12 protein-coding genes are annotated in these 13,088 nt (G+C 50.7%); 11 read left to right on the forward strand and 1 reads right to left on the reverse strand.

Features of this window, described 5'->3' with window-relative positions:
* Positions 1-94 precede the first annotated feature (94 nt).
* From FH974_RS09275 to FH974_RS26430, 8 genes are all read left to right on the forward strand, one after another.
* Positions 95-499 carry a hypothetical protein gene (locus FH974_RS09275; RefSeq protein ID WP_242551818.1) on the forward strand — a complete coding sequence of 135 codons (405 nt, stop codon included), beginning with the start codon at positions 95-97 and terminating at the stop codon, positions 497-499.
* Between the two features lie 138 nt (positions 500-637).
* Positions 638-1,258 carry a carboxymuconolactone decarboxylase family protein gene (locus FH974_RS09280; RefSeq protein WP_047885659.1) on the forward strand — a complete coding sequence of 207 codons (621 nt, stop codon included), beginning with the start codon at positions 638-640 and terminating at the stop codon, positions 1,256-1,258.
* A 32-nt stretch (positions 1,259-1,290) separates the two neighbouring features.
* Positions 1,291-3,705, forward strand: coding sequence for an FAD-dependent oxidoreductase (locus FH974_RS09285; protein WP_084712583.1), 2,415 nt, complete (start codon positions 1,291-1,293; stop codon positions 3,703-3,705).
* Positions 3,706-3,741: 36 nt separating this feature from the next.
* Positions 3,742-4,944 (forward strand): ABC transporter substrate-binding protein, encoded by a 1,203-nt coding sequence (locus FH974_RS09290; protein WP_053061849.1) that lies wholly within the window; start codon positions 3,742-3,744, stop codon positions 4,942-4,944.
* 44 nt (positions 4,945-4,988) lie between these two features.
* Positions 4,989-6,779: an ABC transporter permease gene (locus tag FH974_RS09295; protein ID WP_207103226.1), complete on the forward strand. Its 1,791-nt coding sequence runs from the start codon at positions 4,989-4,991 to the stop codon at positions 6,777-6,779.
* Entirely contained in the window at positions 6,745-7,383 is a 639-nt protein-coding gene (locus FH974_RS09300) for an ATP-binding cassette domain-containing protein (protein ID WP_207103227.1), read from the forward strand. The genes FH974_RS09295 and FH974_RS09300 overlap by 35 nt, the downstream gene beginning before the upstream one ends.
* 239 nt (positions 7,384-7,622) lie before the next feature.
* Entirely contained in the window at positions 7,623-8,234 is a 612-nt protein-coding gene (locus FH974_RS09305) for a CDP-alcohol phosphatidyltransferase family protein (protein ID WP_047885736.1), read from the forward strand.
* Between the two features lie 15 nt (positions 8,235-8,249).
* A complete protein-coding gene (locus FH974_RS26430; protein WP_422894357.1) occupies positions 8,250-8,771 on the forward strand; it encodes a DUF2986 domain-containing protein in 522 nt (173 codons plus the stop codon).
* Between the two features lie 225 nt (positions 8,772-8,996).
* Here FH974_RS26430 and punR read toward each other — a convergent pair whose 3' ends face one another.
* The gene (punR, locus tag FH974_RS09315) at positions 8,997-9,899 is read right to left on the reverse strand and encodes a DNA-binding transcriptional activator PunR (protein ID WP_047885662.1); all 903 of its coding nucleotides are present in this window, start codon (positions 9,897-9,899) and stop codon (positions 8,997-8,999) included.
* Between the two features lie 140 nt (positions 9,900-10,039).
* Here punR and punC point away from each other — a divergent pair, with 140 nt between their 5' ends.
* The 3 genes from punC to FH974_RS09330 all read left to right on the forward strand — a co-directional run bounded on the left by punC (position 10,040) and on the right by FH974_RS09330 (position 13,088).
* A complete protein-coding gene (gene punC, locus FH974_RS09320; RefSeq protein ID WP_047885663.1) occupies positions 10,040-11,245 on the forward strand; it encodes a purine nucleoside transporter PunC in 1,206 nt (401 codons plus the stop codon).
* Positions 11,246-11,548: 303 nt separating this feature from the next.
* Complete coding sequence (artP, locus tag FH974_RS09325) at positions 11,549-12,277, forward strand: arginine ABC transporter ATP-binding protein ArtP (protein WP_047885737.1); 729 nt, start codon at positions 11,549-11,551, stop codon at positions 12,275-12,277.
* A gap of 79 nt (positions 12,278-12,356) precedes the next feature.
* Entirely contained in the window at positions 12,357-13,088 is a 732-nt protein-coding gene (locus tag FH974_RS09330; protein WP_047885664.1) for an arginine ABC transporter substrate-binding protein, read from the forward strand.

Genomic DNA, 13,088 nt, shown 5'->3' on the forward strand with positions numbered 1-13,088 from the left:
ATTAACTCACAAAGCTGCTTATTAATTCGGCAACACACTTTTATTCAATGAGGGCAATTGTAGAATTAGCCGGATGTAAAACACCGGAGGTTATATGAACTATTCCCAACCTTTCCCAGGACAAAATGAACAGATGTTCAAGGATAAGTTTGGCAAATGGCCACGCCTGATGCGAGCGGTGGTTCTTATTAGCCTGCTTCCGCCTGTGGTTGTCTATTTATTGGTCAGCCAACAAGTGGCTTCACCGGTGGCTATGCATGATGTGTTACTGTCGATTACCGTGTTAAACGTCACTTTATTCGTCTGGGGACTACTCCTAAAAATCCGCGCTAGAAAGTATTGGTATCGTAATTACCATATTGGTAAAACCATGTTGTTGTCTGTCGCCCCGATTATCGCTTGTGGCTATATTCTGATCACCGATGCACCAAGCAGTCGCAATCAGGTGGCTAACCAGCCGCAATCCATTCCTGTACGAATTTCCATCGATCAATCCTGATTTCTACTATTTTGATTAGCGACTGAAATTTTTTACCTCTTTATCAGGTCTTTGTCTGATATTTACCGATAAAATGATCCATGATCTTTATATTGGACTCAGACAGTTACACGACACACCGACGATAAAGAGGTTCCTGTGCGTATTCCGGCTAAAAAGCGTTACTCCGTTCTGATCAGACCCCTGCTCTGGCTCCAACAGCGGCACTTCGGCAAAGTGCTGAATCCTGCTTTACTGTGGGGTAGACGTCCGCCTTTATTCTGGCTGGTCGCCGGCTTTTTTGGTTATCTGGATCGCCGTTCTTCTCCCCTCTCCCCTGTGATTCGCTCGCTGGTGTGTGTCCGGGTCTCCCAACTCAATGATTGTGCCTTCTGTGTCGATGCCAACGGCATGCGACTGGCAGAACGTTGCCAGTCTGTCGAGAAAATCAAAGCGCTGGCACATTGGCAACAAAGTGAACATTTCGATGAATGTGAACGTGCCGTTCTGACCTATGTGGAAGCCGTCACTGTCACCGGGCAACGAGTCACGGATTCCATGCTGGTTAGTCTTAAACAGTGGTTCGACGAAGATGCCTTAGTAGAGCTCACTGCCCTGATTGCCTTCCAGAACTTGTCGGCCAAGTTCAATACTGCGCTGGATGTACCAGAGCAAGGCTTTTGTTCGCTACCCATTCAGCCTTCGGCTTCAGAATCTGACACGACTCAGACCACAAATACCGTTCAGGCCGACAAGGATGCTAACAGGAAGCCGTTATGACGAATAAACCTGTGGTGGACAAAAAGCCCGCCATCAATAAAAAGAAAGTTATCACGATCCTGCTGGTCAGCCTGCTGTTTGTACTGTGGTACGCCCTCGATTTAGGGCAATACCTGACGCTTGAACATGCCAAGGCTCAGCAACAGGTTTTGCGGGATACCATCCTCGCCCAGCCACTGCTGTCCAGTGTGCTGTATTTTGTGGTGTATGTGGCCGTGACCGCACTTTCCCTACCGGGGGCCGTCATTATGACTTTGCTGGGGGCCGCCTTGTTTGGTTTCTGGTGGAGTCTGTTGCTGGTGTCGTTCGCTAGCACTATCGGCGCAACACTGGCATTTCTGTTCAGTCGCTATATTTTGCATGACTGGGTACAGAGCCATTTCAGTAAGCGCCTGAGCGCCATCAATGCCGGAGTCAAAAAAGATGGGGCTTTCTATCTGTTTACACTGCGTTTGATTCCTATTTTTCCGTTTTTCCTGGTTAATCTGCTGATGGGGCTGACCCCTATCACGACCCGAAAATTTTATATTGTGAGCCAATTAGGCATGTTGACGGGAACGGTTGTTTACCTGAATGCAGGTACCCAATTAGGCCAGATTGAGAGCCTGAGCGGGATTATTTCCCTGCCGGTATTGGTGTCTCTGATGTTGCTCGGTGTCTTCCCATTTACTGCCAAAGCAGTCATGCACATCATCAGTCGTCAGCGACTTTACGCCAACTGGACGAAACCCGCACAATTTGATCAGAACATGGTGGTTATCGGTGCAGGTGCTGGCGGACTGGTCAGTGCATATATCGCGGCCGTCGTAAAAGCTAAAGTGACCCTGATTGAGAAAGAGAAAATGGGCGGCGACTGCCTGAATACCGGTTGTGTACCATCAAAAGCCATTATTCGAGCCGCGCATGCCATGTCTGAAATCAACAACGCGGGTCGGTTTGGTATTCAGGCCACCGCTCCTCAGGTTGACTTTGCCGCGGTGATGGCACGGGTACGCCACGTTATCAGCCAGATTGAACCCCATGACAGTGTGGAGCGTTATTCCGCTCTTGGCGTGAACTGTATAACTGGCGAGGCTCGGATCCGCTCTCCGTGGGAAGTTGAGGTAAACGGCCAGCGCATTACAACCCGCAACATAGTGATTGCCACCGGTGCCAGACCTCTGGTGCCGTCCATTCCGGGGCTGGAAAATGTACACTACTTCACCTCTGATACGATCTGGTCATTGACGGAACAACCAAAACGCATGCTGGTACTGGGTGGCGGGCCGATCGGCTGTGAGCTGGCCCAAAGTTTCAGTCGCTTGGGCAGCCAGGTCACACTGGTCGAGATGGCAGATCAGTTGCTGATCCGTGAAGATCAGGATGCCGCCAGACTGATCAAGCAAAGTCTGGTGCAGGATGGCGTGACCGTTTACACCAGCTACAAGGCAGTGAAATTCGAAGTATCCCCTTGTAAACCACCGCAGTCTGAATCGCAGACACCTGATTTATCTATGGCAGAAACCGATACTCAACGAGTCTGGTTAGAGGCAATGGCAGCCGCTCATACCCATGCCCCTGGTAATCGTGAGACAAATACTCAACCTGAAAACCTACAGGTTGAATTTGACGTCGTACTGCTTGCATTGGGCCGTGTGGCCAATGTCAGCGGATTCGGACTTGAAGAGCTGGGCATTTCCATCAATTCACGCGGTACTGTGGCTGTGAATGACTATCTGCAAACCAAATACCCCAATATTTTTGCCGTCGGGGATGTAGCTGGCCCTTATCAGCTCACTCATGCCGCAGCACATCAGGCATGGTATGCCGCCGTCAATGGCCTGTTTGGTCAGGTTAAGACATTCAAGGCGGATTACTCTGTCCTGCCGGCAGCGACCTATACTTCGCCGGAAGTGGCACGCGTGGGCATCAATGAAAAAGAAGCCAAGCAGCAAGGTATTGATTTTGATATTGTTACATACGGTATTGACGACCTTGACAGGGCCATCACCGATGGCGAGGACCATGGCTTTATTAAAGTCATCACCCCAAAAGGGAAAGATAAAATTCTTGGCGTCACCATTGTCGGCCATCAGGCCAGTGAAATGCTGGCCGAGTTCACGCTGGCGATGCGTCACGGATTAGGTCTAAACAAAATACTGGGAACGGTGCACCCTTATCCTACTATGAGTGAAGCCGTCAAATATACCGCCGGCGCCTGGAAGCAGGCAAATGCGCCACAAGGGCTCCTGACATTGGCCGAAAAATACCACCGTTGGATGCGCCATGAGAAAAACCACGCATCAAACGCGGTAAACAACAGCCAGACATCGCCCCCAGTAACCGATAATCACCCAATCAGCCCGGAATCCGCAGAAACCCGGCCGACAGATGCTGACAGCGATACTCAGGCTTCGGAAAATACGCCGGTTAAGCGCAATGCCGATGGCGCGTTCAGCGATAAATAAAAACAAGGGACCAGAAAAATTCAATAAGGATAAACAATGAAAGCTTTTCTAACAGGTTTAACGTTCGCACTGGCCAGCGCAATGTCGGGGGCCACAATGGCTGCCACGGCGTCTGCCGACAACGCCGCATTGCCATCAGGTTCTGACTGGCCGCAGATTGTCGAGCAAGCCCGGGGACAGGTTGTGTACTTTAACGCCTGGGGCGGTAGCCAGGAGATCAATGACTACCTGCGCTGGGCAGATCGCCAGCTTCGCGCCCGTTATGGTGTCGAGTTACGCCATGTCAAAGTTGCCGATATCGCAGAAACCACACAACGGCTACTGGCTGAAAAAACCGCGGGCAAGAATGCTGGCGGCAGCGTGGATCTGGTTTGGATTAACGGCGAAAACTTCCGCTCGATGAAACAAAGTGGCCTGCTTTACGGTCCTTTTGTTCAGGCCCTCCCTAACTGGCAACTGGTGGATCAAAGCCTGCCAGTCAGCGAGGATTTCACCGAATCCACCGATGGACTGGAAGCACCATGGGGCGTCGGCCAACTGGTGTTTATTCATGACAAGCAGACGCTCAATAATCCCCCACAGAACTTTGCCGAATTGCTAAGTCTGGCGCAGGCGTTTCCAGGCAAAGTCACTTACCCGCAGCCACCGGAATTTCACGGCAGCAGCTTTCTGAAAGCCGCCTTGCTGGAGCTAACCCAGGATCCAGCGGCGCTGTACCAGCCAATTGATGCCGAAAAACAACCGGAACGCTTTCAGCAGGTAACGGCCCCACTCTGGCAATATCTCGATCGCCTCCATCCGGTTGCCTGGCAGCAGGGCAGACAGTTCCCGTCAGGCAGCAGTGAAATGATCCAGCTACTTGATGACAAGCAGTTATATCTGGCAATTACCTTCAATCCCAATGCCGCCAGAGCAGCCATAGAAAACGGCAAGCTCACTGCGTCTGCCGAGACCTATGCCTTTGAGCAAGGAGCCCTGTCAAACATCCACTTTCTGGCCATTCCATGGAACGCGAATGCAAAAGCCGGTGCATTAGTCACTATTAATTTCCTAATGAGCCCGGATGCACAAGCCAGAAAAGCCAATGCGAGTATCTGGGGAGATCCATCTATCCTCAAACAAGAGGCTTTAGCTTCGCAGGGCTCTCAAGGATTCAGCCTGTTCAAGGCTATTCCGGAACCGCATCCGAGCTGGTTAACTGCTATTGAGCTGGAGTGGCAGAAACGCTACGGCAGCTGAACACTGATGTTGCCGGGTCAACCGACCCGGTAACCGGAAACATTATGATTCAATTGATTTTTCTACTGGCGTTGTTGCTCTGCCTGATCCCGTTGATCCCCGGAGTTATTGGGCTGATCCTCCCCGCCTTTTCCTGGCTGCCGCCACTGGGTCATCAGACGCCGGGGCTTTCCGCCTTTACGATAGTGATTCACTGGCCGGGGCTGGGTGAGTCTATTTTGTTGTCGCTGTTTACCGGCCTTGGCAGTTCGATTCTGGCACTGTTGTTCACTTTTACGATCCTTCAGCGTTACTGGGACAGTGAGGGCTGGCGTCGCCTTGAGCGCACACTTTCTCCTATGTTGGCCATGCCGCATGTGGCTTTTGCCATCGGCTTTGCGTTTTTGCTTTCGCCATCTGGCTGGCTCTACCGGCTGCTGGAAACCGTAGGTATTCCTACCGGGCAGGCGTTCAACCTGATTCAGGATCCGTACGGCGTTGGCATGATGCTGGCGCTGGCCATCAAAGAAACCCCTTTTCTGTTGATGATGAGCATCCCGGTTCTGCAGCAACTGCAAACCGCTCGACTGCTGACAGTGGCGACAAGCCTGGGTTACTCCCACCGGCAAAGCTGGCTGACAGTCATAATGCCGCAATGGTTACCGTTGATTCGTCTGCCACTGTTTGCGGTCGCCGCTTACGGGCTATCCGTGGTGGATGTCGCCCTGATTATCGGCCCGACTCGCCCTACAACACTGGCGGTGCTGATCTGGCAATGGTTTAACGAGCCTGATTTACACCTCTTGCCACGGGCGGCGGCAGGTGCCCTGCTCTTACTGTTGTTAACCGCTCTGACGCTGCTACTGATGCGTCTGTGTGAGCATGCTCTTGTACGAGGCTGGAAAAGTTGGCAGCTAAATGGTGCACGAGCACATCGCCATCGCAGGCTGAACGCATTCCGGCTATTTCGGTGCCCGGCTCCGATAAGTGCATCTAAGAATTATGCACCTTCATCAATGGCATCTTCGTCGACGACAGGGCTTGGTCTGTACTGGCCGTTCGTTGCCATTCCTGTGCTGGTCATTCCGGTGCTGGCCGTTTGGTCTGTTGCACTGCGCTGGCGTTTTCCGGATCTGCTTCCCAGTCGCTACAGCCTGCGTTTCTGGCAACAGGAAATTCTCTCACTCTTTGAACTGGCCGCGAACAGCCTGACCCTGGCTCTCGCCAGCAGCCTGACCGCGCTGATTCTGGCGATTGGCTGTCTCGAATACCGACAACAAACACAGCGTGGCCTGCCCATCTGGCTGATAGCTACACCTCTGGTGGTGCCGCAATTATCCTTGCTGTTCGGCGTTCAGATCGCCACTTACCTGATACCGGGGCAACACTACTGGCTATGGGTTTACTGGAGCCACCTGTTTTTTGTCTTTCCTTACCTTTACCTGACACTGGACGGGGCATGGCGCAGCTATGACATTCGCCTTGATCAATGCAGCCGCAGCCTTGGCATGACAACCTGGCAGACATGGTGGAAAGTCAAACGTCCCCAAGTACAGCCTGCCATGATTATGGGGGTGGCGGTCGGTATCAGTGTCAGTCTGGCTCAGTATCTGCCTACACAAATGCTGGGGGCGGGGCGAATATCCACCATTACAACCGAAGCAGTCGCGCTTGCCAGCGGGCAGGACAGACGCGTCAGTGCCATCTATGGCCTGATTCAGGGCTCGCTTCCGTTTTTCTTTTTCACTCTGGCATTCGTGGCAAACCGGCTAACGTCCCATTATCGCCACGGCAGACCCTACACAAGGAGCACACTCGCAGATGACACTGTCTGTGGAAAACCTCACTATAAATAATGGCCACCAGCCGCTGTTTGCCCCCGTCTCCTTCACGGTGTCCCCCGGTGAAGTCGTTACCCTGATGGGCCCCAGTGGTTGCGGGAAATCCACCCTGTTGAGCGCTATTGCCGGACATCTGGCTCCGGCGTTTCATTGCCAGGGCAATGTCAGTCTTAATGGCCACAATGTCATGGGGCTGGCACCGAACCTGCGAAAAATCGGTGTGCTGTTTCAGGACGATCTTCTGTTTCCGCATCTTTCAGTGGGCGAAAACCTGATGTTTGGCCTGCCCCGCTGCTATCAGGGTAACGAACGGGCTGCAAAAGTCACCGATACTCTGACGACCCTGAATCTGACGGCGATTGCCAACAAAATGCCGGATGAAATTTCCGGCGGACAACGAGCCCGTATCAGCCTGATGAGAATGTTACTGTCTAAACCACAAGCCGTATTGCTGGATGAACCGTTCAGTAAGCTTGATAAAACACTGCGTGATGAATTTCGCCAGTTTGTCTTCAGTCAGATTCAGCAACGGCAAATCCCAGCGATCATGGTAACCCATGATGACGCGGATATTCCCGCCAATGGACAAGTGCTGAACTGGCCATGGCAAACGAGTTAGGATTCGGCAGAGATGGTCTGCGACCTTTCTCAGACGACAAAAGCCTTTAATACCCAAAGCACCATAAACGCCTTAGCATCATAAACGCCTTAACACCATAAACGTCTTAAGCCCCATAAGCGCCACAAATGGACAGACAAAAATGCAACGACAAGAAATGCAACCACAAGTAATACAACTGGAAGCAATTGTGCAATGAAAGAAGCGGTAACCGACATGACAAATCAGGTAACAACAACGTGTTAGACAAATATTCAATCAAAGTGATCAAATGGCCGCTCAACACCCTCGCGGTATGGCCGGATAAATTGGGTATCACCGCGAATCAGGTGACGATAAGTGGCTTTCTTATCGGATTACTGGCACTACCGGCTCTGGCATGGCAACAATACGAATGGGCGCTCGCGTGTATTCTGTTGAACCGTATTTTTGACGGTCTTGATGGCGCAATTGCCCGTCGGCAGGGCATTACCGATTGCGGCGGATTTCTCGATATCACCCTGGATTTTCTGTTTTACTCTCTGGTGCCCTTTGGATTTGTGCTGGCTAACCCTGAAGCCAATGCGGTCGCCGGTGCTTTTCTGATTTTCTCGTTTATCGGTACCGGCTCAAGTTTCCTCAGCTTTGCCATCATGGCAAGCAAGCGCAACATTGAAAGCCCGGTTTACAAGCAGAAGTCGCTGTATTACCTGGGAGGGTTGACTGAAGGTACCGAAACCATTGCCTGTTTCGTGCTGTGCTGTCTGCTGCCGCAACATTTCGCCTTGATTGCCTGGGTGTTCGGCTCACTGTGCTGGTTTACCACCGGTACCCGTATCTTGGCTGGGTACCAAACCCTGAAACAGGAATAACCCTACGATACAACCTTGCCTGGAAACAATTCGGAAGGGGCCAGCGATAGCAGCCCCTTTGTTAACCCCTCTTCATCTCTATCTACCATTCAAACTTTTCGCTGGGCTTGTTTCCCGGCGTTTTTTTCTCAGCATCTTTTCGATACTTTTCTCGCTGCTTTTCCTGAAATACCCGCTTTCATTTATCTCTTGCCATTGCAGACCACTGCTTTACAATCGCTGCTTTTTTACGACGACAGATTGGAGCCTCGAATGAATCGCAGAAAGAAAGTCATCGAGACGCAGAAGAAAAAGCTGAAAAAGCAAAATGCCAGAATACACCGCAGCAATAAGCCGCGTTACATCTCCAAGGCTGAAAGAGCACAGATGGAAGACGAAGCTGCGATGCCAGAAGCTATTCCAGAAACTATGCAAGGAGCATTGCAAGGGACATTACAAGAATCTATGCAGAGCACCGCGTCAGAGGAAGCCGATTCAGCGGCTGATCGTCAGGACGACAAAACGATATCAGGTGACGACACCCACAGCGAAAAGTAATACCGGCAGAGGCCGAAAGCCTTCCCCGATTGACAGCTTGTCACCACGTGGCCACTTTTATGGTGGCCATCTGAAATCTTATCGGCAATATAGACTTGCAAAATCCTTTCTGTATTGGCTGATGCAGCTCCGTTATGAACTTCAATACTGTTCTGAGTATCAACACGGTGCTGAACTCCGATACCACGCATGATCCCATGGTTCCGAAATAGCTCTGTGAGACAACTAACGCATCCACTCACGGTGCAGCTGCTCGCTGTCACCCAAGTATTCCAGCAGCCATTCAATGGCTGGATTGCGTGTTGCTTTGTTCCAGGCCAGGCAACACGGGCTGAATGCTGGTTTTACTGCAAGCTCCTTTTCCACCAGCTCACCATTGGCTATCCGTGGCAGCGCCATATGAGCAGGAACAACCGTAATACCCAAACCGGATTTCAGACAGGACATCGCACTGTGCCAGTTTGGCACCATAATTCGGCGTTGGTTATCCATCAGCCAGGTGACCCGTTTAGGCAGTACCCGTGAGGTATCTTCCAGGCAGATGGCCGGATACTGGCTAAGCTCTTTCTCTTCAAGCGGATGGCTGGTCGCTGCTAACGGATGATCCGGCGAGACAACAAACCGCCACTCCAGCACGCCCATATCGCGATAATCAAAATGCCCGCTGACCGGAATCGCCGCCGTCGCACCGATAGCAATATCGGCCCGGCCATCAGCCAAGGCGTCCCAGACCCCATTGAACACTTCCATGGTAAGGTGCAACTCCATATCCGGAAACTGCCGATAAAAATCACGGACTAAGGTATTAACACGGCTTTCCCGGACCACCGTATCCAGCGCAACGGAAACACTTTGCGACCAGCCGTTTGCTACACGCTGCGTTTGCAACCTGAGCTGTTCCATCTGCTTGAGCAAATTTCTCGCTTCTTCGACAAAATACTGGCCAGCAGGGGTCAATTCGACCTGCCGGTGAAGCCGAACAAATAATTCGACAGCCAGCCGCTCCTCAATGGTTCTCACTGTGTAACTGATTGCACTTGGCACTTTATGAAGCTCTTCTGCGGCAGCGGAAAAGCTGCCTCGCCGAGCTACAACATCAATTACTTGCAGGTCATTGTATGAAAACATAGCAATATTCCACTACGAAAACGTGTGCGTGAATTTCAAATCAATTTATTTGAAAGCAATGTTGAAATTTTACCGTTTCACAGTCTATGAAGCCAGTTATAGACTTGCAGGCAAAGCAATTAATCTAATGCACTAAAACTATGACTAATCAACCATCAAAAATCACCATTCTCTGGTTTGCATGTTTAAGTATGCTGGGTTTCCTGGCAACGGACATGTATCTTCCCGCTTTTGAAGTTATTCGGCAGGATTTTGAAACTTCACAATCACTTATTGGACTGACGCTCAGTATTTTCCTTTTAGGGATGGCACTTGGCCAGCTGGTTTATGGTCCGTTGTCTGACCGTATCGGCCGTATCAAAGTCCTGTTGGGCGGCATGGCATTGTTCTCAGCTGCTTCAGTTGCCTGTGCTTTTGCCCCGAATGTCGAAGTCATGCTGATCGCCCGATTTGCTCAGGCTCTGGGCGCATGTAGCGCAACGGTTATCTGGCAGGCAGTGGTTATTGACCGCTACGAAGGCAAAGTGTCAGAGCGTGTTTTTGCCACCATTATGCCACTGGTTGCCCTGTCTCCGGCGTTAGCACCTCTGGCCGGTGCCGTGCTGGAAAGTCAACTGGGCTGGCGCAGCATTTTTATCGCCCTGGTAGGATTTGGTGCTATTTTATCCATCATGACGCTAAAGGAAACTGAAAGCGCCAATCTGGATAAAAAACAAGAAAAACTCAGTGTTCAGTTGCGCCAGGATTATCGCCAGATCCTGAGTTCAAAAAAATTCGTGGGTAATATGATCATTTTCGCTGCCTGCTCAGCAGCCTTCTTTGCATACCTGACCGGTTCTCCGTTTGTTATGTCTGCAATGGGTTATTCAGGTGCGGATATCGGTCTGAGCTATGCGCCGCAAACTGTCGCCTTTATTCTTGGCGGTTACGGTTGCCGTGCCCTGCTGGGTAAAGTTGACAGTCAGCGCCTACTGCCATGGATTTTGAAACTGTTCGTGGGCAGTGTCCTGGTGATGCTGTTGGTTTCCGTCAACACTGAGCCAACAACTATCTGGCCTATCCTGGTTCCATTCTGTTTCCTTGCGGTAGCAAACGGTGCGATTTACCCGATTGTGATCAGCAAAGCGCTGGAAGACTTCAAGAACTGCAGTGCTACTGCGGCCGGTCTGCTGAACTTCCTGCAAACCATGGTGTGCTTTGCGGCCAGCGGCCTGGTGTCTGCTTTTGCGGGTTACGGTTTGATTACAGTTACCATTGCTATGTTCTCGACCGGTATTCTTGCCCTGATCGGCTTCTCGCTGGTCGTCAAATCTCGTCGAGGCAATCCGGCAGTACAAACTGCCTAAGCAAAACATTCGCTTCGAATAATTATCAAGGCTGCCATTCGGCAGCCTTGTTTTTATCTGCAGTATCCCGCCCCTTCCAAAACTGCGTACTTTTCCAACCCCATTGATAAGTTTATTTATTAGAATTTCACATTTGCACTAAGAATCACCTAAAAACAGGTCATTCCGCCTTAAAGGCCCAGCGTTCGCAGAACAAATATTAAACAAAACCCTAACATCAAAGTTTTTTTATACATTTTTCTTGCATAAGCACTCACCATGGGTAATATAACTTCAATCCACGGTTTAATGCAGTCTGTCAGCATGAGTATTCAAGTAAAGTCTATTAACAAATTCTACGGAAATACCCAGGTTCTCCACGAGGTAGATTTTACCTGTGAGAAAGGTGACACCCTGGTACTTCTGGGCCCAAGTGGCGCAGGAAAAAGCTCTTTACTTCGCGTCCTCAACTTGCTGGAGACCGCCACATCAGGCCAACTGCATATTGCTGATGAGCATTTCGACTTCACTGAGTCTATCAACGAAAAGTCAGGGCTTCAGCTCAGACGTAAAGTCGGCATGGTGTTCCAGCAATATAACCTCTGGCCGCACCTCACAGTGCTGGAAAACCTGATTGAAGCACCGGTGAAAGTCGCGGGCATGAACAAAGCTGCGGCTATTGAAGAAGCGATGACAACGCTTCAGACACTGCAGCTTGCCGATAAAGCCGATGCCTGGCCGTTACAACTTTCCGGCGGTCAGCAACAACGAGTGGCTATTGCCCGTGCTCTGATGATGAAACCTGAAGTTTTGCTGTTTGATGAACCAACTGCCGCGCTGGACCCGGAAATTACCAACCAGGTAGTCAAAATCATCAAAGATCTGAGTGGCACTGGCATCACCCAGGTAGTCGTTACCCACGAAGTCGACTTCGCAAAAAAAATTGCCAGCCATGTGCTGTACCTGGAAAAAGGACGCATGGTGGAGTTTGGCACCCATGAGGCATTCACCCGACCAGCCACCCCGCAGTTTGCTGAATACCTCACGCACTAATTAAATCTCAACCCTTATTGATACACCGGTATCAGGCCGAAAGCCGTGATGCGCGGTTTATAACGCACGGAGTAATGCGATGAAAAAGATTTTACTGGCATCCCTGATCGGTCTGGCTTCCACTCACGCCCTGGCACAGGACGAAATTAAATTTGCAATGGAAGCGACCTACGCGCCATTTGAATATGTTGATGAAAACAATCAGATTCAGGGCTTTGATGTGGATCTGGCCAACGCGCTTTGTGAAGTCATTGATGCAAAATGCAGCTTCCATAACCAACCTTTTGACAGCCTGATCCCTGCATTGAAATTCCGTCGTTATGACGCTGCAATTTCTGGTATCGATATTACGGAACAACGCCAGCAAGTCGTGAACTTTACTGCGCCTTACTACGACAATGCAGCCGTTTTCGTTGCCCTGAAAGACAAGGTCGCTGACCAGTCTGCACTTGCAGGTAAGCGCATCGGTGTTCAGAACGGTTCGACCCACCAAAGCTACCTGACCGATACCATGCCGGGTGTAACTGCGGTGCCTTATGCGAGCTATCAGGATGCATTTCTGGATATGCAAAATGGCCGTATCGATGCGGTATTTGGTGACACCGCCGTTGTCGCTGAATGGTTCAAGAAAGGCGATACCCTGAGCTATGTCGGCCAGCCCGTTACTAACGCGCAATACTTCGGCAACGGTTTTGGTATCGCCGTAAACAAGAACAACGAAAAACTGCTGGAACAACTGAATGGCGCCCTGAAAACCGTCAAAGCTAACGGTACCTACCAGCAGATTTTTGATAAGTACTTTGGTGAGTAA

The organism is Photobacterium ganghwense, from assembly GCF_017329545.1.
In the GTDB taxonomy this organism is placed as follows: domain Bacteria; phylum Pseudomonadota; class Gammaproteobacteria; order Enterobacterales; family Vibrionaceae; genus Photobacterium; species Photobacterium ganghwense.

What these genes read in the sequence shown, in the direction of transcription:
- FH974_RS09300 (WP_207103227.1), top strand. Translation starts at nt 6,745, where the DNA reads ATGACACTGTCTGTGGAAAACCTCACTATAAATAATGGCCACCAGCCG.
- FH974_RS09330 (WP_047885664.1), top strand. Translation starts at nt 12,357, where the DNA reads ATGAAAAAGATTTTACTGGCATCCCTGATCGGTCTGGCTTCCACTCAC.
- punR (WP_047885662.1), bottom strand. Translation starts at nt 9,899, where the DNA reads ATGTTTTCATACAATGACCTGCAAGTAATTGATGTTGTAGCTCGGCGA.
- FH974_RS09290 (WP_053061849.1), top strand. Translation starts at nt 3,742, where the DNA reads ATGAAAGCTTTTCTAACAGGTTTAACGTTCGCACTGGCCAGCGCAATG.
- FH974_RS09295 (WP_207103226.1), top strand. Translation starts at nt 4,989, where the DNA reads ATGATTCAATTGATTTTTCTACTGGCGTTGTTGCTCTGCCTGATCCCG.
- artP (WP_047885737.1), top strand. Translation starts at nt 11,549, where the DNA reads ATGAGTATTCAAGTAAAGTCTATTAACAAATTCTACGGAAATACCCAG.
- FH974_RS09275 (WP_242551818.1), top strand. Translation starts at nt 95, where the DNA reads ATGAACTATTCCCAACCTTTCCCAGGACAAAATGAACAGATGTTCAAG.
- punC (WP_047885663.1), top strand. Translation starts at nt 10,040, where the DNA reads ATGACTAATCAACCATCAAAAATCACCATTCTCTGGTTTGCATGTTTA.